Genomic DNA, 19,003 nt, shown 5'->3' with positions numbered 1-19,003 from the left:
AGGAGACAGAACCGTGGCGAACCCCACCCTGCGAGCGGCGACCCTCCGCGCCGCCGCCAAACGCGCCGAGAAGGCCGCACGGCAGCCGAACGAGCCCGAGGCCACCCCCGACCCCGAGCCGACCTCCCAGAGGGGCGGTCGCCACGGCCGGCTCGGCGCGGTGCTCGCCGTCCTGGTCGTACTGGGTGTGGCCGCCACCGCCACGCTCGGCTGGAAGTACCGAGAGGCCGAACACACGGCCCAGGCACGCACGGCCGCGCTCACCGCGGCGCACAAGGCTGCCCCGGCCGTCCTGTCGTACGACTACCGCCACCTGGACCGCGACTTCGCCGCGGCTCGCTCCCATCTCACCAACCCGTTCCTCGACGAGTACGCCAAGACCACCCAGACCGTGGTCGCCCCCACCGCCAAGCAGTACCGCGGCGTGGTCAGGGCCACGGTCGCGAAGCCCCCGAGCGGCGACGCCGCCCCGGCGGCGTCGGTCGTGTCGGCCTCCCCGGACGAGGTCGTCGTCCTGCTCTTCGTGAACCAGCTCACCACCAGCACACAGGTCTCCACCCCGCGCCTCGACCTCAACCGCGTGCGGATGACGCTCATCCCCACCCCACAGGGCTGGAAGGTCAGCGCCCTGGACGCGCTGTAGCCCGAAGAACGTGGGGGACCGGGCGGACCATGTCGTCCTCGGCTGCGCTTCGGCGGCCGTGGGCTGGCTGGAGTGATCCGCAGGGAGGCGGTCACTCCAGCCGTGCCACCGTGGGGTCAGCCGGCCGCGCGGGATGCGTAAGCGCGGATGTCGGCGTCTGGGTCCGTTGTAGCCGTGGCGAGGGCGGTGCGTGCTTCCGGGACGGCGCGGTGGTGGAGGAGGGACAGGACGGCGGCCTTGCGGACATCCGCGTTCGGGTCGGCCAAGGTCTTGGCGAGGGCGGGGACTGCCTCGGCGGGCAGGGCTGACCGCAGGGCGGTCGCGGCGCCGGCTCGGACCTGCCACGTCGGGTCGGCGAGCGCCGCCGCGGCCCGCGCGGCGTAGCGGGGCGGGCAGCCGGTGGCGGCCAGCGCGGCCAGGGCGGCGCCCCGGACCAGCGGGTCGGCGTCGTCAAGGAGCGGGTCGAGCGGGGCCGGGGCCGGGTCCTGCACGGCCGCGAGGCCGCGGGCCAGCGCGACCCGGACCTCACGGGCCGGGTCGGCGGTCGCCACCGCCAGTTCCGGCACCGCGTCCACCGAGACGAGGGCACGGACGGCGGTGGTGCGGACCTCGATGTCGGGGTCGTCGAGCGCGGCGGCGTACACCCCGGCGTCGCCCAGCCGTAGCGCCCGCAGCACGTCGAGCGCGGCGGCGCGGACGACCGGGTCGGCGACATCAAGCGCCGCCCGCAACGCGGCCCCCAGCTCCGGCTCGGCAGGAAGCACTTCGACGAGCTCGCGCAGCGCGGCCGCGGCGGCGGCCCGGACTCGTGGCGCGGCGTCCCGCAGGCACGCGGCGAGCGCGGGGCCGACACCGGCGGGCATGGTCTCGCTGAGCGCCGCCACGGCCGCCGCCCGCACCCCGGGGTCGACATCGGCCAAATAGGGGCGGAGCGCGTCCAGGTCGGGGGACTCCTCGGCGAGGGCGAGGAGGCGGAGCAGGGCCGGGCTGGGCGCGGAGACCTCCGGGACCGAGGCCGGGACGGGTTCCGCCGCGGGTGCGGCCGGGCGGGCGGCTGGGGCGGCGTCCCGAGGACCGGCCGTGGCCACCGGCACCAGCGTGACCTCGCCCAGATGGCGCTCCGGCCCCGGTGCCGGCGCGAACTCCGGCACCGGGACCGCGTACGGCTCTACGGGCCGGGCGGTGAACTCCATCGCCCCGGAAGGCGACTTGCGCAGGTCGAGATGGTGCAGCCAGCCCGCGTCGTCGCGCTCCGGGTGGTCCATCCGCTCGTGGTAAAGCCCCCACCGGGACTCGGTCCGGGCCAGCGAGGCCCGGGCGGCCATCTCCGCGCAGTCCCGGATGAAGGTGACCTCCGCGCACCGCATCAGCTCGTGCGGCGTGCGCGCGCCCATCCCGGCGATCTCCCGCGACATGCGGGTGAACGTCTCCACGGCAAGGGACAGCTTCGCCCCCGACTTCGGCGGCGCCACGTAGTCGTTGACGAACCGCCTCAGCTTGTACTCCACCTGTGGCTGTGGCGGCCCGTCGGGATTGCGCAGCGGCCGGTAGACGAGCTCGTGGGCGGCGGCCAGCTGGTCGGGGGGCAGCTCTCCCTCGTATGCCCGGTACTGTGCGGCGTCCTCGCCGGCCAGGTCGCCGAAGACGAACGCGCCGATCATGTAGTTGTGCGGTACGCAGGCGAGGTCGCCGGCCGCGTACAGCCGGGGCACGGTGGTGCGGGCGTGTGCGTCCACCCGTACGCCGGAGGCGGAGTGTCCTCCGCACAGTCCGATCTCCGAGATGTGCATCTCGATGTCGTGGGTGCGGTAGTCGTGGCCGCGGTTCGCGTGGAAGGTGCCGCGGGTGGGCCGTTCCGTCGAGTGCAGGATCGTCTCGACGGCGCCGATCGTCTCCTCGGGCAGATGGCTCAGCTTCAGGAACACCGGGCCCCGGTCGGAGGCGAGTTCCTCCGCGAACTCGGACATCATCTGCCCGGACCAGTAGTCCGACTCCACGAACCGCTCGCCGTGCCGGTTCACCTGGTAGCCGCCGAAGGGGTTGGCGACGTACGCGCAGGCGGGCCCGTTGTAGTCCTTGATCAGCGGGTTGATCTGGAAGCATTCGATGCCGGTGAGCGCGGCCCCCGCGTGGTACGCCATGGCGTAGCCGTCGCCCGCGTTCGTCGGGTTCTCGTACGTCCCGTACAGGTAGCCGGAGGCGGGCAGGCCGAGCCGGCCGCAGGCCCCGGTGGCCAGGACCACGGCGCCCGCCCGGACGGTGACGAACTCCCCGGTGCGGGTGTTGAACCCGGCCGCGCCGACGGCCCGGCCGTCGTCCGGGTGGGTGAGGACCCTGACCGGCATGACCCGGTTCTCGATGCGGATCCGCTCCCGCATCTCGCGCCGCCGCAGCTGCCGGTAGAGGACCTTCTTGACGTCCTTGCCCTCCGGCATGGGCAGGACGTAGGACCCGGAACGGTGCACCTGGCGGACCGCGTACTCGCCGTGTTCGTCCTTCTCGAACTTCACCCCGTACGACTCCAGGCGCTTGACCATCTCGAAGCCGCGGGTCGCGGTCTGCCGGACGGTGGACTGGTCGACGACGCCGTCGTTGGCGCGCGTGATCTCGGCGACGTAGTCGTCGGGTTCGGCCCGTCCCGGAATGATCGCGTTGTTGACCCCGTCCATGCCCATGGCGAGTGCGCCGGAGTGCCGTACGTGCGCCTTTTCCAGCAGCAGGACCTGCGCACCGCGTCCGGCCGCGGTCAGTGCGGCCATGGTGCCGGCGGTCCCGCCTCCGATGACGAGAACGTCGCAGGACAGCTCGGTCGCGTCGGCGAGGGCGGGAACGGGCAGGGGAGTGTCCACCAGGGTCTCCACGGGAAGTGCCTTTCAGAGGGATTCGAGGATGCGGCGGCGCAGGTCGGCGGTCGCGGGGGCGTGCTGAGCGTCGCGCAGGCGCGGGTGCGGGACGTCCAGCACCCGGCCGGAGCTCAGCAGCGCGACCCGGTCGCCGAGGTGGAGGGCCTCGTCCACGTCGTGGGTGACGAAGACGACGGTCGCGCCCGTGCCCCGCAGGATGTCCACCAGCAGGTCCTGCATCTCGGCCCGGGTGTGCGCGTCGAGTGCGCCGAAAGGTTCGTCCATCAGGACCGCGCGGGGCCGGCCGGCCAGCGCGCGGGCCAGCTGGACCCGCTGCCGCTGACCGCCGGACAGCTGGTGCGGCAGCTTGTGGGCGTGCTCGGCCAGCCCGACCCGGTCCAGCCACGCGGCCGCGGTACGCCGCCGCTCGGCCCGGGGGACCCGGCGGATCGCCAGCGGCAGTTCCACGTTGGCGCGGACAGTGCGCCAGGGCAGGAGGGCGTCGTGCTGGAAGACCAGCGCCCGGTCGGCGACGGGCCGGGCGACCGGTTCACCGTCCTGGGTGACCTGCCCCTCCAGCGGGGGCAGGAGGCCGGCGAGGGTGCGCAGCAGGGTGGACTTCCCGCAGCCGGACGGCCCGACCACGGCCAGCAGCTCCCCCGGCGCGATGCGCAGCGTGACCTTGCCCGGCAGAGCCGCGCCGTCCGGGTGGCCGAGCCGTACGTCGTGCAGGGCGAGTTCGGCGCCCGGCCGGGCGGGGGTGGTGGGCAGGGTCGCGGTACTCATGGGACCGGCTCCTTCCGGGGAACGGCGGTGACTGTCGAGGTGGGCGTGGCGGCGTGTCCGGAACCGGTCTGCGCGGGGGTGCGACCAGCCCCGCGGAGCGCCGGACGCTTCGCCCCGGCGGCGCCCCGTCCGGCCGGACGGGGCAGCCAGGCGGTGGCGCGGCGGCCCAGCAGTTCCACCGCTGTCGAGGTGAGCCATCCCAGGGCTCCGATGGTGGCCATGCCGACGAAGACGCCCCGGTAGTCGACGATCGTGTAGTCCTGCCAGGTGCGGTAGCCCACTCCGTACTCGCCGGAGATCATCTCCGCGGAGATCACGCAGATCCACGAGACGCCGATGCCCACCGAGAGGCCACCGAAGATGCCCGGCAGGGCGCCGGGTAGTACCACCGAGAACAGCACCCGTAGCCGGCCGCCGCCCATGGTGAGCACGGCCTCTTCCCAGGCTGGTGTGAGGGCCCGGACCGCGTGCCGGGTCGACACCACCACAGGGAAGAAGGCGGCGGTGAACGTGATGAACACGATGCCCTGCTCGTTGGTGGGCAGGAGCAGGATGGCGACCGGAACCAGGGCGATGGCCGGCACCGGACGTACCACCTCCACCAGCGGGCCCAGCAGGTCGGCGGCCCACCGGGACCGGGCGATCGCGGTACCGACGGCCACCCCCGACACCGCGGCCAGCAGAAAGCCGAACGCGATCCGGCGGAGGCTGTGGCCGAGGTCCTGCCAGTACGGGCCGGTGCCGAGGCGGTCGGCGAAGGCGGAGGCCACCTCGTCCACCGTCGGGAACTGCTCGAACCGCAGCCACAGGTTGACGTCCAGCGAGGTCAGCAGCTGCCAGAGCCCAAGGGCCGCGGCCAGCGAGGCGGCGCGGATCAGCCAACGGCCCGTGCTCATGACGCGAGCCCCACGGCTTCCGCGTACCGGATGATCCGTGCCCCGGCATGACCGTCGACGTACCGCTTGGCACTGGCAGGCGTGACGAAGGCGCGCAGCTCGGCGCCATCCGCCACCCACACCGCCCTGTCGGCGAACCACAGGGTGCCGGTCAGCGCGTCCGGCACGTACGCGGCCCGCACGTCCGCGCCCTTGGCGGCCTTCAGCAGCTCCTTGGGGCTGTCGAAGGTGCGGGTGGTGGTCTGGCCCTTCAGCCACAGTTCGGGCTTGGCGGCGCTCGCCTTCGGGTACCCGGTGGCCTGAACGGCCCGCTTCAGCGGCGCCGGGTCGACGAAGGCGTCCACGTCGACGTCACCCACCAGCCCGGCAGCCTTCAGCACCGGCACGTCCTCCTTCAGTGCGGCGATCAGCTCCGGGCGCAGGGCCGGGTCGAAGGTGGCGATGCCGTTCGCGCCGTTGTAGAGGTAGACCACTTCGGCCGGCAGCCCGGTCTCCTTCGCCACCGCCTCGGCGGCCGCTACCGGCTTCGCCCGCAGGTGGTCGGTCGCCCGCTTCTGCGCCTTCAGGAAGTCGTCGAGCACACCTGGCCGTTCGCCGGCGAACTTCTGCCGCACGGTCACTCCGTGGAAGGTCGGCAGATTCAGCTCGGCCCCGTCGTACACAGCCTTCGCCCGGCCCTCGAAGGCCAACTGGCCGGGCCAGGCCACGAACTGCGACAGGGCGTCCGCGCTGCCCGCCTGCAGGGCGGAAGCGCCCACGCTGGGCTGCTGGTTGAGCTTCTGGATGCCCTTGTCGGGGTCGATTCCCGCGCGCTGCAGGGCCCGTACGAGCGTTCCGTCAGCGGCGGAGCCCACGCTGGTGGACACCTTCTTGCCGCGCAGGTCGGCCAGCGACTCCAGCGTGGAGCCCGGCGCGGTCACCACGGTGTTGAGGCCGCCGCGAAGGTTGTAGCCGGTGACCGAGACCAGCCGGGTCGGCTGCTTCAGCTCCTTGCCCCGAGCGGCGTTGATCAGCAGCGGGAAGTCGCCCATCGAACCGATGTCGACCTTCCCCGCGGTCATCTGGGCCGTGATGGGGGCGCCGGTCGCGTAGTCCTGCCACTCGACCTTGTATGTCACGCCCTCCTTCTTGCCACGCGCCGCCAGCTCCTCCTCGAAGTAGCCGAGGGAGCGCAGCAGGGTGCCGGCGGTGACGGTGTTGATGGTCTTGGACTGGTAGCCGACGGTCACCGTCACCGTCTTCGACGCTCCACCCGCCTCGCCGTCGCCGCCGCAGGCAGTGGCCAAGGGGAGAAGCAGGGCGATGGGTACGGCGGGGGAGATGATTCTGCGACGCATGGGATGGGGGCCTTTCACCGGAGCAGGTAGGGCATGTTGACGGTCACCGCGCCGGTGGGGCAGCGCGCGGCGCACGGGCCGCAGTACCAGCACTCGTCCACGTGCATGTACGCCTTGCCGTTGTCCTCGCGGATCGCGAGCGAGTCGAGCGGACACATGTCGACGCAGAGCGTGCAGCCGTCGATGCACTTGGACTCGTCGATGGTCACGGGCACGTCGGCGCGCTGAGGAACAAGAGGCATGGCTGGCTCCAAGGGCCCGGAGGGCGGGGAACGGAGAAGGAGGAAGGAAAGGAAGAAGGGAACGAGGGAAGGGCTCAGGTGCTCAGAGGGAGCGGCGCAGCACACCGCTCATGGTGATGCGGTCGCCGCGGAACCGGATGAACTCCAGGTCCACCGGCCGCCCGTCGGGCAGATGGGTCAGCCGTTCGAGCATCAGTACGGCGGCCCCGCGCGGGGCCTGGAGCACCGCGGCGGAGTGTGCGTCGGCGTTGACCGCCTCGAGTGTGATCTCGGCATGGCCCAGTGGGCCGCCGGTCAGGGACTCCAGGAGCCGGAACACGTCCGTGTTCTCGAGGTCGCAGCCGAGCAGCTCACCGCCCACGTCCATGGGCAGGTAGGACAAGTCGAGGGACAGCGGCAGGCCGCCCAGGCGACGCAGCCGCTCGATACAGAGCACATCGGTGTGCTCCGGCAGGCCCAGCCGGTGTGCCACCGGGCCTGGGGCGGTCACCGGCCCGACCGTACGGACCTCGTTCGTGACCCGGCCGTGCTCGTGCAGGGTCTCGGCCAGTCCCTGGAGGCGGTCCAGGCCGTGTGGGTACTTCTCACAGACCACCACGGTGCCGACGCCCGGCTGCCGGTCGATGAGCTGCTCGCCGCGCAGCAGGTCCAGGGCCTGCCGGACGGTGTTGCGGCTGGTCCGGTAGTCGGTGGCGATCACGTCCTCGAGCGGCAGGATTCCGCCGGGGAAGCCGCCCGCCAGGATCTGGTGGCGCAGGAGGTCGGCGAGCTGCCGGGCCTGGTCCGCACGCAGCCGACGGCGGCGCGCGGCGGCGACCGGGAGGGCGGCGGGGGCGGGTTCGGATGGCATGGCAGGAACGTAGCGGGCCGGCGGTCCCCACGGTGTTGCCGCAGTATTGCGCCACCTGATGGACCGCGTGTGCCAGCTCTGACCTGCGGTTTCGGAGGAAGAGGAGCGAGAAACGCCACCGGGCCGCCCACTACGTGGACGGCCCGGCGACCACGATGCGAACGGTGACTCGCCCACCGGCCTCCGACGGGCCTCTGGTGGGCGGGCCCGGGGCAGGAGGCGGCGGAGGCCGGTGGGGTCATGGCAGGCGAGGGACAGGTGTGCCGGTCAGAGCCGTGGCGCTCGGTTCGTGGTCAGCACACGGTCGGCGCCGGACCGGGCCGTCTCCCCCTGACGACGGTGTTCGGCTTCCGGTCCGCTTCCCGGGGAGCCGGGGAACGGATCCGCGTCGAGCGCCCGCAGCAGGGCCCGGGCGACCGCGTCGTTCTGGCGGAAGGCGGGAGCGTTGGTGCGGGGGCGGGTGAAGGCGGCCACGGCGCGGCTGTCGGTGGGGGCGCCGAGGGCGAGGCGGCGGGGGTGGGGGCCGCCGAGCCCCGGGTCGATGACGTGGGCGTCCGCGGCGACGACGGTGAACCGGCCGGAGCGGTGGGTGTGGTCCGGATCGGTGACGACCTCCTCGGCGAGCGCGCCCACGCGGTGCAGATGCCGCAGCAGCGGATCCTCCGTGCGGTCGAGTTCCGGGCCGGGCAGGTACGCCTCGACCAGTGCTGTGGTGCGGACCGAGTGGCCGGGCACCGTGGGGCTCGTCGCGGAGAACGTGCCCGTGGTCTCGTCGGTGTCGACGCGGACGTCGGCACCGAGGAATCGGACGATCCCCGCACGGGAGAGGGCGAGGAGCTGGCGCAGCCGGAGGCCGGGAGGACCGGAGGCGAGGAAGCTGAAGAAGCCGTGCCACCAGCCGTCGAGGCCGTCGCCGAGCGAGCGGGCCGTGAGCCGGCCCGTGGACACCAGCCGCGGCAGCTGCCCGTAGACCGAGAGCAGGGCGAGGAAGGCCCCGAGGTCGGCGCTGAACTCGGCGTCCTCGCGGCGGGCGACGTCCTGGGCGATGTAGTCGCGCAGATGGGCCTGGAAGGCGTCCGCCGTGGGGAAGTCGAGGCCGTCAAGGGGACGGTCCAGGGCCTCGAAGTCCAGGCGGTCCGCCGGGTCGGGGACCGCGGTGGCGACCAGGTCCGTCATCGCGTCGGAATACCAGTCGAGGCGGTCGTACGCGGTCAGGAACTCGTCCCAGGGCACGGCCGTCCGCTCCGTGTGGGCGTGGAACAGCTCGTGGTAGTGGCCGAAGCCGATCTCCTTGGCCATCAGCGGCCATACATCGCGGCGCAGGTCCAGCGGACGCTCTTCGGCGCAAAGGGCGTCGATCGCCTGGGGGCCGAAGTACCGGGGCAGCGAAGCCCGGGGGCCTTGGAGCCGGTAGCCGGTCTTGGCGTGGTAGGGCACCCCGCGTCGTGACCCGACGTGCAGGATCGGCTCGCGGCCGGAGGGGAGGTAATGCAGCGTGCCGTCAGGCTCCGTGCGGTAGGAGCCGCCCCGGCCCTCGGTGAGCAGGACCATCAGGTCGATGAAGGCAAGACCGAATCCGCGCAGGACGACGTGCTCGCCGGGCCGCAGTGCGGACAGGTCGGTGTCGGCGGAGAAGTCCGGCGGGAGATGGAAGAGGCCGTGCCGGCGGGCGAAGGCCGCGTGGGCACGGTGCGACGGGCTCGGCGCGGACGCCAGGTGGCCCTGCGCGAGGACCACGAGGTCCGCGCTCAGCGGAGAGACGCGGTCCGCCAGGTGCACGTGCTGGAGGCCATCCGGGAGGCCCGTGACGGCGGTCGCGGTCGTGCGGTGCCACTCGACGGTGACCGACGCCGGGAGTTCGGCCAGCACTCGCCGGAACACCCAGTCGAGGTAGGCGCTCTGAGCCCGTCGGGTGGGGAAGTCGGTCCCGGTGAGCGTGCGCAGCTCGGCCAGAACCTGCGGGTCGGCCGGTTCCGCGTACGGCGCGAAGCGCGGGTTGCCCGCGTCGGTGAACTGGGCGGCCCACTCCGCCAAGGAGGGTCCCGGTCGGACGGGGCCGTCGAGGGTGGACGTCTCGTCGGTGAACATGGTGACGTCCTCGGCCATGGAGTTCATCCGCAGCAGCGGGGACTGCTCGTGCCGCCAGATCCGCCCCGGGCCCGGGGGATGCGGGTCGACGAGATGGATGTGCAAGTCCTTGTCGCCCTGCCACAGCTCGGGGGCGTTGGCGGCGATGCGTTCCAGCAGCCCGGTGGCGCGCGGTCCCGCGCCGACGACGACCAGTGCGGCCGCGGGCCTCGCCCTCATCGGTCACCGCCGGGCGCGGGTCGTGTGTCGGCGGCGGTCGCCCGGCGCGACTGCCGGCGCAGGGCGGTCATACGGGCACGCAGCCGCTCCAGCGGAGTGGGCGGAAGCCTGCGCGCGGAGCCCCGCGCGTAGTACCGCTCGACGTAGTACTGACCGACGCCGAGCACGGAGGTCACCGCGACGTACCAGAGCGTGGCGACCATCAGCAGGGGGATCACCTGGTAGGTCTGGTTGTAGACCAGCTGTACCGAGTACAGCAGGTCGTGCACGGCCAGGACGCTGACGATGCTGGTGCCCTTGAGCGTGCCGATCAGCATGTTCCCGGCGGTGGGGACGATGGAGCGCATCGCCTGCGGGATGACGATCCGGCGCAGCGTACGGAGCCTGCTCAGACCGAGTGCCTGGGCGGCCTCGGTCTGGCCCGAGTCCACGGAGAGGATGCCGCCGCGCACCACCTCGGCGGCGTACGCGGCCTCGTGCAGGGTCAGGCCGATGACGGCGGTGAGGGTGGGACCGAGCAGGTTCACCGTCTGGACGGTGAGGAACCGCGGCCCGAACGGGATGCCGAGACCGAGCGTCGGATAGAGGGCACCGATGTTGAACCAGAACAGCAGCTGCACGAGCAGCGGCGTGGACCGGAAGATCCACACGTAACCCCAACTGAGCGTGCGCAGCACCGGGTTGCCTGACAGCCGCATCACCGCGAGCGGGATGCCGAGCAGAAAGCCGAGCACCATTACCACGGCGGTCAGCCATAGCGTCAGCAGCAGTCCGTCGAGCACGGCGGCGGTGGTGAAGTACCGGCCGACCACGTCCCATTGGAACGCGTCGTTGCGAATGACGGAGTTGAGCACCATGGCGAAGGCCAGCGGCGCCACGGCGGCGGTGCCCCAGCGCCCGACGCGCCGGCGCGGCACGATCCGCGGCAGGTCGGTGCCGGGCGGGTCGACTGCCTTGAGGGGCTTCTGAGCAGGAGTGGTGGTGGACGTGACATCGGCGGGCGTGACCATCGTGAGGCGCTCCGGGGGAGGGAGGTGTGGGCGTGGGTGACCATGCCGGTGGCATCCGTACGCGGGTACGGTGCGCCGGGGCCGGTGTCGTCACGCTCGCCGCGTCCCTCAACGCGGCCGGAGAGAGCCACGCGCACAGCGGGCCCGCCCTCCATCGATCGTATGTGTGGATGGCTCGCGGATCTGTCAACCACGTATGACGGGCCTGTGAACACCGGTTCGGTAGCCGGTCGCTGGTTGACGAGACACACGATGTACTGCTCAAGTAATCGCATGGATGCCCAGCAGCGCTTGGTCTCGCGTGACCACATCGACTTCGGTCGGGTGTGGTCCGCCTCCTGTTGCGCCTGACTCGGCAGCGGGCCGTCTGACCGGCCCTTCCCTCCCTCGGTGACCCCGTCGCGGGCCGAGTTCTCCCTTCACGCGCGCTGCCGCAGCTCCCTGATTCCGACGCCCGACGTCGTCACGCCGGCTCACCGTTGCGCCCCGTCTTACTGACGATCCATCACTCATGCCTCGCGGCAGGCCGCTTCGTCCTGCTCGCGTCCGGCAACGCTTCCGAAAGGCCCTCTCTGTCATGCCCGTGGAGTTCCTCGGCATCGCCGCCACCAACGATGGATCCGAAACCACCCCGCGCTCCGGCGCCGCCTTCGACAAGGAGTACACGCTCCGGCTCGCCCGGGCGCACGAGGACCACGGCTGGGACCGGGTGCTGTTCGCCTACGGCTCCAGTTCCCCGGACCCCGCGCCGGCCGCCGCGTACATCGCGAGCCGGACCGAGCGGCTGCGGATCCTGCTCGCTCACCGGCCCAACGTCTCCTACCCGACCTTCGCCGCCAAGACCTTCGCCACCCTTGACCAGATCAGTGAGGGCCGGCTCACCGTTCACTTCATCACCGGTGGCAACGACCACGAGCAGGGCCGTGAGGGCGACACCCTCACCAAGGACGAGCGGTACGCCCGCACACGCGAGTACATCCAGCTCATCAAGAAGATCTGGACCACTCACGAACCCTTCGACCACGAGGGCGAGCACTACCGCTTCCATGACTTCGTCAGCGACGTCTTCCCCGTCCAGCAGCCGCGCCCCGGCGTCTCGTTCGGTGGATCCTCACCCGCCGCGTACGCCGCCGGAGGCGCCGAGGCCGACATCTACTGCCTGTGGGGCGAGCCCCTGGCGAAGACCGCCGAGCAGATCGAGGCCGTGAAGGCCGCAGCTCGGGCGGCCGGCCGGATTGACGTGCCGCGCATCCAGGTGGCCTTCCGCCCGATCATCGCCCCGACCGAGGAACTGGCGTGGGAGAAGGCCCGTCGCACGGTCGGCGCCATCCGGGAGCGGCGCGAGACGGGGCTGGTACGGCACCACCGCGACAGCGCTCCCGAGAACACTGGTTCGCAGCGGTTGATCGCCATCGCCGAGGCGGGGGAGCGCTACGACCGCGCCCTGTGGACCCCGACCGCCGCCGCGACCGGCGGAGCCGGCAACTCCAACGCCTTGGTCGGCACCCCCGAGACGGTCGCCCAGGCGCTCCTTGACTACTACGACCTCGGCGTCGACATCCTCTCCGCCCGTGGCTACGACCTGCTGGACGACGCGATCGACTTCGGCCGGTACGTGATCCCCCTCGTCCGCGAGGAGGTCGCCAAGCGCGATGCCGAGCGGGCGGCACGCGGCCCCAAGGCCCTTGCGGCGGTGGGCGAGTGAGCTCCGCGGCACCGCTCCCCGAGCTGACGGTCGTCCACGTCTTGGTCTCCGACCCACGTGTGGAGCCCCTGCTACGGGAGCTCGGCGACGAGTATTCGGCTCGCTACGGCAAGGACGCCCACGCCGAGCTCGCCCGTTATCCCGACGAGGAGTTCACCGCTCCGTACGGGGGTGTCCTGCTCCTCCTCCTGGAGCGCGGCCAGGCTGTCGCGGGCGGCGCCTTCCGCCGGTACGACACGACCACGGCCGAGCTGAAGAGGATCTGGACGCACTCCGCCCACCGCCGCCGGGGCCTCGCCCGGCAGGTCGTGGCCGAGCTGGAGTGGGAGGCGACCACGCGCGGCTACCGGCGGATCCATCTCACCACCGGCCCGCGCCAGCCGGAGGCGCGCAGCCTGTACCTGGCCACCGGCTACACACCGCTGTTCGCCACCGATGCCGATCCGGAGTCCATCGGACCGCTCCCGTTCGAGAAGCACCTTCCCGCCCAGGCACGTACAGGAAAGGCCGTCGACCTGTGAAAACCGCGACCAGAGGCCGTCTCCGCAGCGCGGCCGCCCTCGCACTGCTGCCGCTCCTGGCCCTGACCGCCTGCGGCTCCGGCGGCACCGACGGCACGGCGACGGTGGGAGCCCAGGCACCCGCCGCACCGGCCGACGACCCGGTGGCCGGCGTACGGAAGGTGGACGCCGTCGCCGCCCTGCTGCCCGCGGACGTCCGTAAGGCGGGGACGCTGAGGGTGGGCAGCTCGATCGGATTCCCGCCTGGTGCGTACTACCCCAACGGCACGGACAAGGCACCCGCCGGCCAGGACATCGACCTCGCCGACGCGGTGGCGAAGGTCCTCGGCGTGAAGCTGGAGCGCCAGGACGCTTCCTTCGAGACGATCCTGCCGGCGCTCGGCAGCGGCAAGTACGACGTCGGCACCGGCAACTTCGGCGTGACCGCCGAGCGCCTGAAGACGATCGACTTCGTCACGTACATCAACGACGGCCAGGGATTCGCCGTGAAGAAGGGCAATGCGACCCTGGGCGACAGGGTCACCGACCTCACTCAGCTGTGCGGGCTGACGATCGGCACAGGCGCCGGCACGACCTTCGCGGCCACCCTCACCGCGCGTAAGGGGGTCTGCGCGGGGGCCGGCAAGAAGCCCTACGAGGTGAAGGTCTACTCGGAGAACGCGGCCACCCTCACCGCGCTCCAGCAGGGCCGCATCGACGTCGTGATGTCGACCATCAACGGCCTGCGCTACCAGGCGGCCCAGCCCGCCGCCCAGACCGTCTTCCTCGGCGAATACCACCGGCTCGACGTCGGCTTCGCCTTCACGAAGGGCTCCCCCCTCACCACGGCCTTCCAGGCTGCTGTCAACCAGCTGATCAGCGACGGGACTTACGCCAGGATCCTGAAGAAGTGGGGAACCACCGCCTCCGCGATCGACGCGTCGAAGATCAACCCGCCCGAGCACAGGTGACCCATGAGCAGCGACACCATCGTCGAACCGGCCGCGAGAGCGGCCGAAAACCCGGCCACCACCCTCAAGGTCGTGCCCGCCCGCCACTACGCCCGCTGGGTCGCAGCCGCCGCCGTGATCGTGCTGCTCGCCCAGTTCGCGCACGGCCTGGCCACCAATCCCGTCTGGGAATGGCACGTCTTCCGCGATTACGTCCTGTCCGAGACCATCGTCCAGGCCGTCTGGGTGACTCTCCAGCTCACCGCCTACGCCACCGTCCTGGGATTCCTGCTGGGCACCGTCCTGGCCTTCATGCGGCTGTCGCACAGCCCGGTGCTCAGGACCGTCGCCTGGGGATACGTCTGGATCTTCCGGTCCATACCGATGATCGTCCAGCTGGTGTTCTGGTTCAACCTCAGTGCGCTGTATGAGGAGTTGGGCATCGGCATCCCCTTCGGGCCGGTGTTCTGGTCCGTCGACAGCAACACCCTCATCGGCACCATCGGCGCCGCGATCATCGGCCTGACGCTGCATCAGGCGGCTTACGCGGCCGAGATCGTCCGCGGCGGTGTCCTCGCGGTCGACCACGGACAGCTCGAAGCCGCCGCGGCACTCGGCATCCCCCGGCTGCGGCAGATCCGCCGCATCGTGCTGCCGCAGGCCATGCGCGCCATCCTGCCCACCGCCGGCAACGAGACCATCGGCCTCCTCAAGGGCACCTCGGTGGTCTACGTGATGTCCATCGGCGAGCTGTTCTACCAGGTGCAGGTCGTCTACGGCCGCAACGGCCGGGTGATCCCGCTGCTGCTGGTCGCCACCGCCTGGTACGTCGTCCTGACCACCCTGCTCTCGGTCGCCCAGTACTACGTGGAGCGCCGCTACGCCCGAGGCACCGACCGCACCCCGCCGCCCACCCAACTCCAGCGCGCCCGGCGCTTCGTCCACCACCTGTCCCTGGGAGAGAGCCGATGAGCACCGACGTGATGGTGGACGTCCGCGCCGTCCACAAGAGCTTCGGCCCGCTGGAGGTGCTGCGCGGAGTCGACCTCAGGGTCCGCGCCGGCGAGGTCACCGTGATCCTCGGCCCGTCCGGCTCCGGCAAGTCCACCCTGCTGCGCACCATCAACCACCTGGAGAAGGTCGACCGGGGCTGGATCAGCGTCGACGGCGAGCTCATCGGCTACCGCCGCCACGGCGACAGGCTGCACGAGCTGAAGGAGAAGGACGTCCTCAAACAGCGCACCCACATCGGGTTCGTCTTCCAGAACTTCAACCTCTTCCCGCACTTGACCGTGCTGGACAACCTGATCGAGGCCCCCGTCTCCGCACTGCGCCGCCCGCGCAAGGAGGCGGAGGAGACCGCCCGCCGGCTCCTCGCGCGGGTCGGCCTCGCCGACAAGGCCGACGCCTACCCGCGGCAGCTCTCCGGCGGCCAGCAGCAGCGCGTGGCCATCGCCCGCGCACTCGCCCTGGAACCGAAGGTGCTGCTCTTCGACGAGCCCACCTCGGCACTCGACCCGGAACTCGTCGGCGAGGTCCTCGACGTCATCAAGGACCTGGCCCGCACCGGCACCACCATGATCGTCGTCACCCACGAGATCGGCTTCGCCCGCGAGGTCGCCGACACGGTCGTGTTCATGGATGACGGAATCGTCGTGGAACAGGGTCCGCCCGCGGCCGTCCTGGACGACCCGCGGCACGCCCGTACCCGCGCCTTCCTCTCCAAGGTCCTCTGACCAGCCCGCGCCGACGCACCACCCCACGCAACGCAAGGAGAACCACCGTGTCCACCGCCCTCGCCCGCCGCACCGTCGCCGCCGTGCTCGGACTCGCCTCGGCCCTCGTCCTCGCCGCCTGCGCCAACCCTTCCGACGGCGGCACCACAGAGGTCGCGGCCGCGAAGGGCGGCACGACGAAGATCAACCTGAGCCCGGACCAGAACCGCGTGACCACCGCCAAGGTCGACTCCATCGCAGCCCAGGTCCCGGAGGAGATCCGCAAGCGAGGCACCCTGGAGATCGTCGACTCCTCCGGATCCGCCGCGCCGCTCACCTTCCGCGCCACCGACAACAAGACCGTGATCGGCGTCGAGACCGACCTCGCCCATCTGGTCGCCGACGTCCTCGGCCTCAAGCCGGACATCAACACCGTCTCCTGGGAGAACATCTTCGTCGGCCTCGACAGCGGCAAGTACGACGTCGGCTTCAGCAACATCACCGTCACCGAGGAGCGCAAGGAGAAGTACGACTTCGCCACCTACCGCGAGGACAACCTCGGCTTCGAGGCGAAGAAGGGCAGCGGCTTGAAGATCACCGGACCGGCGGACGTGGCGGGCCGGAGCGTCGCCGTCGGCAGCGGCACCAACCAGGAGAAGCTGCTCGTCGAGTGGAGCCAGGAGAACGAGAGGGCCGGCCGCAAGCCGGTGGACATCAAGTACTACCAGAACGACAGCGACACCTACCTCGCCCTCCAGTCCGGCCGCATCGACCTCTACCTCGGGCCCAATCCGACCGCCGCGTACCACGCCGCCACCACCGGCAAGACGGAGGTCGTCGGCACCTACTCCGGGGCCGGCGCCACTCTCCAGGGCCTCATCGCCGCCACCACGAAGAGGGACAACGGCCTGGCCAAGCCGCTCGCCGAGGCCCTCAACGAGGTCATCGAGAACGGCACCTACGCCAAGGTCCTCGAGCGGTGGGGACTGTCCGATGAGGCCGTGACCTCGTCGCAGATCAACCCGCCCGGACTGCCCAAGATCAACAAGTAGGCACCAGGGAGGTTTCGCATGAGGTTCCAGGTCCTCACGATCGTCGGCCACGCCCCGCACGCGCTGACCGGTGAACTCGGCTCCGCCGCAGACCGGCTGGCGGAGGTCGTGGAGACGGGCGTCGCCGCCGAGGAGCTCGGCTTCGACGCGTACGCGGTCGGTGAACGGCACGCCGGGGCGTTCCTGTCGTCCAGCCCCACGGCGCTGCTCGGCGCCCTGGCCGCCCGCACGTCCCGCATCCGGCTGTTCACCGGTGTCACCGTCCTGGCCATCGCGGACCCGGTGCGCATCGCCGAGGACTACGCCACTCTGCACCAGCTCTCCCGCGGCCGGCTCGAACTCGTCATCGGCAAGGGCGCGGAAGCGGGCCACTTCGACCTCTTCGGCCTCGACGAGGGCCTCCAGTGGGACTACCAGACCGAGAAGTACGAGTTGCTGCGCAGGCTCTGGCGCGAGGAGAAGGTCACGTGGCAGGGCAAGTTCCGCCCACCGCTATCGGATACGACCACCGTGCCCCGGCCCTACGAAGGCCGCCCGCCGCGCGTCTGGCACGGCTCGGCCACCAGTCTCAACTCCCCTGAGCTGGCCGCCAGGCATGGCGACCCGTTGTTCAGCGCCAACGCCATCCAGCCCCGTGCGGCGTACACCCGGCTCATCGAGCACTACCGCGAACGCTTCGAGGCATACGGTCACGACCCGCGCACCGCCCACGTCGGTGCGGGATCGGGAGGACTGTTCATCGCCGACACCACCCAGGAGGCGATCTCCCGCTTCAGGGACTTCTACGAGGCCCGGGTCCGTCAGACCTACAAGCCGCAGCTGGAGGGCAAGCCCGGCTACAACACACCCTTCCGCACCATCGAGGAGGCCGTCGCGGACGGCCCTCATCTCATCGGCAGCCCGCAGCAGATCATCGACAAGATCCTCGGCTTCCACCAGGCGTACCGCCACGACCTGCAGTCCATCACCGTCGACAGCTCGGGTCTTTCGTCGTCCGAGCAGATCGACCAACTGCGCCGATTCGCTGAGGAGATCGCTCCGGTCGTGCGGCGCGAGGCTCCCACCACTCTGTGGCAGCAGCCGTAGACCCATCTGAAAGTCCCGCCCGGTACTGAAAGGTCCGCCCATGGCCACCGTCCTGTCCGTCTCCGGAAGTCCCTCCGCCACCTCCCGCACCGCACGCCTCCTGCGTCACCTGGACCGCCGTCTCGCTGCTGAGGGTCACGAGGTGATCCCGCTGGATGTCCGCACTCTGCCTCCCGAGGCCCTGCTCGGCGCCGACGTGCGCCACCCGGCGATCACCGAGGCCGCCGCGCTCTTCGCGCGAGCGGACGGCGTCGTGATCGGCACGCCCGTCTACAAGGCCGCCTATTCCGGCCTGCTCAAGTCGCTGCTCGACCTCCTCCCGCAGTACGCCCTGACCGGCAAGACGGTGCTGCCGCTGGCCACGGGCGGCAGCACGGCCCACGTCCTGGCCATCGACTACGCGCTGCGCCCGGTGCTGAGCTCCATGGGCGCCGCGCACATCGTCCAGGGCTGGTTCACGCTCGACAAGGACCTCTCCGTGGGGGACGACGGCACCTTGACCGTCGCGCCGGGCCCGGCCGAGGGGCTCGCCCATGTCACGGACCAGTTCTCCGCCGCCCTCGGCGGTCGTACGGCCCTGCTGGCCGCCGTCGGCTGAGCACGCCGGCCCGGCCGCGCAGATGGCCGCCACCTTCCGGCGGCAGACGAGAGGACGGCTGCTCATCAACGTCGTCACGGGCGGCGAGAGCCGCGAACAGCGCGCTTACGGCGATTTCCCTGGGGCGAACCTCCCGTCGCCGTCGCCGTCGCCGTCGCCTGCGCCGCGTCACCGTCGACGGAGACGTCCCGATCGGCGTGGACGGCCGACCCTCGGTTCTGCTGTCCCCGGAGACGGTGCCCGAGTCGGCCTACGGCATCGCATCGGGCGCATCCACCGACACCGCGCTCGCGGAAGTCCGACCCACACCACGACCGCCCGGTGCGCACCCGATCCGAGGCGCGCGCCGGGCGGTCGCGTGCGTGGAAACGTGCCTGCGGGGTGCGCTCTTGACGTGGTTGCGCAGCGCCCCGACACTGCGGAATGAGATTCCTAGCGAAGAGGTGGGAAATCATGGGCTGCTCGGTGCCGAACCCCGCCGCG

Annotated in this window: 17 protein-coding genes and 1 pseudogene; 10 read left to right on the top strand and 8 right to left on the bottom strand. The window is 71.4% G+C overall.

What is annotated here, in order from left to right:
• The first annotated feature begins 13 nt into the window (after window positions 1-13).
• Window positions 14-643, top strand: a complete 630-nt coding sequence (locus ACZ7J0_RS00935) for a hypothetical protein (RefSeq protein ID WP_470882852.1) — start codon at window positions 14-16, stop codon at window positions 641-643.
• 116 nt (window positions 644-759) lie between these two features.
• On the opposite strand, the gene ACZ7J0_RS00930 is transcribed toward ACZ7J0_RS00935, so the two are convergent.
• The 8 genes from ACZ7J0_RS00930 to ACZ7J0_RS00895 all read right to left on the bottom strand — a co-directional run bounded on the left by ACZ7J0_RS00930 (window position 760) and on the right by ACZ7J0_RS00895 (window position 10,914).
• Window positions 760-3,492, bottom strand: coding sequence for a fumarate reductase/succinate dehydrogenase flavoprotein subunit (locus tag ACZ7J0_RS00930; RefSeq protein ID WP_470882851.1), 2,733 nt, complete (start codon window positions 3,490-3,492; stop codon window positions 760-762).
• 24 nt (window positions 3,493-3,516) lie between these two features.
• Complete coding sequence (locus ACZ7J0_RS00925) at window positions 3,517-4,272, bottom strand: ABC transporter ATP-binding protein (protein ID WP_470882850.1); 756 nt, start codon at window positions 4,270-4,272, stop codon at window positions 3,517-3,519.
• Window positions 4,269-5,168, bottom strand: coding sequence for an ABC transporter permease (locus ACZ7J0_RS00920; RefSeq protein WP_470882849.1), 900 nt, complete (start codon window positions 5,166-5,168; stop codon window positions 4,269-4,271). The genes ACZ7J0_RS00925 and ACZ7J0_RS00920 overlap by 4 nt, the downstream gene beginning before the upstream one ends.
• The gene (locus tag ACZ7J0_RS00915) at window positions 5,165-6,505 is read right to left on the bottom strand and encodes an ABC transporter substrate-binding protein (protein ID WP_470882848.1); all 1,341 of its coding nucleotides are present in this window, start codon (window positions 6,503-6,505) and stop codon (window positions 5,165-5,167) included. The genes ACZ7J0_RS00920 and ACZ7J0_RS00915 overlap by 4 nt, the downstream gene beginning before the upstream one ends.
• Window positions 6,506-6,519: 14 nt before the next feature.
• Window positions 6,520-6,747, bottom strand: coding sequence for a 4Fe-4S dicluster domain-containing protein (locus ACZ7J0_RS00910; protein WP_125741086.1), 228 nt, complete (start codon window positions 6,745-6,747; stop codon window positions 6,520-6,522).
• An 82-nt stretch (window positions 6,748-6,829) separates the two neighbouring features.
• Complete coding sequence (locus tag ACZ7J0_RS00905) at window positions 6,830-7,597, bottom strand: GntR family transcriptional regulator (RefSeq protein WP_470882847.1); 768 nt, start codon at window positions 7,595-7,597, stop codon at window positions 6,830-6,832.
• A gap of 267 nt (window positions 7,598-7,864) precedes the next feature.
• Window positions 7,865-9,904, bottom strand: a complete 2,040-nt coding sequence (locus tag ACZ7J0_RS00900) for an FAD/NAD(P)-binding protein (protein ID WP_470882846.1) — start codon at window positions 9,902-9,904, stop codon at window positions 7,865-7,867.
• A complete protein-coding gene (locus ACZ7J0_RS00895) occupies window positions 9,901-10,914 on the bottom strand; it encodes an amino acid ABC transporter permease (protein ID WP_470882845.1) in 1,014 nt (337 codons plus the stop codon). Before ACZ7J0_RS00895 ends, ACZ7J0_RS00900 begins: the two co-directional genes overlap by 4 nt.
• 577 nt (window positions 10,915-11,491) lie before the next feature.
• On the opposite strand from ACZ7J0_RS00895, the gene ACZ7J0_RS00890 reads away from it, so the two are divergent.
• The 9 genes and pseudogenes from ACZ7J0_RS00890 to ACZ7J0_RS00850 form a co-directional block, all read left to right on the top strand.
• Window positions 11,492-12,619, top strand: a complete 1,128-nt coding sequence (locus ACZ7J0_RS00890; protein WP_470882844.1) for an LLM class flavin-dependent oxidoreductase — start codon at window positions 11,492-11,494, stop codon at window positions 12,617-12,619.
• The gene (locus ACZ7J0_RS00885) at window positions 12,616-13,140 is read left to right on the top strand and encodes a GNAT family N-acetyltransferase (RefSeq protein ID WP_470882843.1); all 525 of its coding nucleotides are present in this window, start codon (window positions 12,616-12,618) and stop codon (window positions 13,138-13,140) included. Before ACZ7J0_RS00890 ends, ACZ7J0_RS00885 begins: the two co-directional genes overlap by 4 nt.
• Window positions 13,137-14,090, top strand: a complete 954-nt coding sequence (locus tag ACZ7J0_RS00880; protein ID WP_470882842.1) for an ABC transporter substrate-binding protein — start codon at window positions 13,137-13,139, stop codon at window positions 14,088-14,090. The genes ACZ7J0_RS00885 and ACZ7J0_RS00880 overlap by 4 nt, the downstream gene beginning before the upstream one ends.
• Window positions 14,091-14,093: 3 nt before the next feature.
• On the top strand, window positions 14,094-15,041 hold the full coding sequence (locus ACZ7J0_RS00875) for an amino acid ABC transporter permease (protein ID WP_470882841.1): 948 nt from the start codon (window positions 14,094-14,096) through the stop codon (window positions 15,039-15,041).
• A complete protein-coding gene (locus tag ACZ7J0_RS00870; RefSeq protein ID WP_470882840.1) occupies window positions 15,038-15,805 on the top strand; it encodes an amino acid ABC transporter ATP-binding protein in 768 nt (255 codons plus the stop codon). Before ACZ7J0_RS00875 ends, ACZ7J0_RS00870 begins: the two co-directional genes overlap by 4 nt.
• Before the next feature lie 47 nt (window positions 15,806-15,852).
• Window positions 15,853-16,836 (top strand): ABC transporter substrate-binding protein, encoded by a 984-nt coding sequence (locus ACZ7J0_RS00865; RefSeq protein WP_470882839.1) that lies wholly within the window; start codon window positions 15,853-15,855, stop codon window positions 16,834-16,836.
• An 18-nt stretch (window positions 16,837-16,854) separates the two neighbouring features.
• Window positions 16,855-17,922: an LLM class flavin-dependent oxidoreductase gene (locus tag ACZ7J0_RS00860; RefSeq protein ID WP_470882838.1), complete on the top strand. Its 1,068-nt coding sequence runs from the start codon at window positions 16,855-16,857 to the stop codon at window positions 17,920-17,922.
• Window positions 17,923-17,962: 40 nt separating this feature from the next.
• Window positions 17,963-18,520, top strand: coding sequence for an NADPH-dependent FMN reductase (gene ssuE, locus ACZ7J0_RS00855; RefSeq protein WP_470882837.1), 558 nt, complete (start codon window positions 17,963-17,965; stop codon window positions 18,518-18,520).
• A 152-nt stretch (window positions 18,521-18,672) separates the two neighbouring features.
• Window positions 18,673-18,813: pseudogene (locus tag ACZ7J0_RS00850) on the top strand (TauD/TfdA family dioxygenase); the annotation flags it as partial.
• Between the last annotated feature and the right edge of the window lie 190 nt (window positions 18,814-19,003).

The sequence above is a fragment of the Streptomyces sp. NPDC038280 genome (genome assembly GCF_055600045.1).
Note: the sequence above shows the minus strand (reverse complement) of the source record. Positions and strands in the feature narration are given on the sequence as shown.

Coding starts and splice junctions, on each gene's coding strand:
- ACZ7J0_RS00900 (WP_470882846.1), bottom strand. CDS start 9,904: ATGAGGGCGAGGCCCGCGGCCGCACTGGTCGTCGTCGGCGCGGGACCG.
- ACZ7J0_RS00860 (WP_470882838.1), top strand. CDS start 16,855: ATGAGGTTCCAGGTCCTCACGATCGTCGGCCACGCCCCGCACGCGCTG.
- ACZ7J0_RS00910 (WP_125741086.1), bottom strand. CDS start 6,747: ATGCCTCTTGTTCCTCAGCGCGCCGACGTGCCCGTGACCATCGACGAG.
- ACZ7J0_RS00915 (WP_470882848.1), bottom strand. CDS start 6,505: ATGCGTCGCAGAATCATCTCCCCCGCCGTACCCATCGCCCTGCTTCTC.
- ACZ7J0_RS00890 (WP_470882844.1), top strand. CDS start 11,492: ATGCCCGTGGAGTTCCTCGGCATCGCCGCCACCAACGATGGATCCGAA.
- ACZ7J0_RS00875 (WP_470882841.1), top strand. CDS start 14,094: ATGAGCAGCGACACCATCGTCGAACCGGCCGCGAGAGCGGCCGAAAAC.
- ACZ7J0_RS00920 (WP_470882849.1), bottom strand. CDS start 5,168: ATGAGCACGGGCCGTTGGCTGATCCGCGCCGCCTCGCTGGCCGCGGCC.
- ACZ7J0_RS00905 (WP_470882847.1), bottom strand. CDS start 7,597: ATGCCATCCGAACCCGCCCCCGCCGCCCTCCCGGTCGCCGCCGCGCGC.
- ssuE (WP_470882837.1), top strand. CDS start 17,963: ATGGCCACCGTCCTGTCCGTCTCCGGAAGTCCCTCCGCCACCTCCCGC.
- ACZ7J0_RS00870 (WP_470882840.1), top strand. CDS start 15,038: ATGAGCACCGACGTGATGGTGGACGTCCGCGCCGTCCACAAGAGCTTC.
- ACZ7J0_RS00925 (WP_470882850.1), bottom strand. CDS start 4,272: ATGAGTACCGCGACCCTGCCCACCACCCCCGCCCGGCCGGGCGCCGAA.
- ACZ7J0_RS00895 (WP_470882845.1), bottom strand. CDS start 10,914: ATGGTCACGCCCGCCGATGTCACGTCCACCACCACTCCTGCTCAGAAG.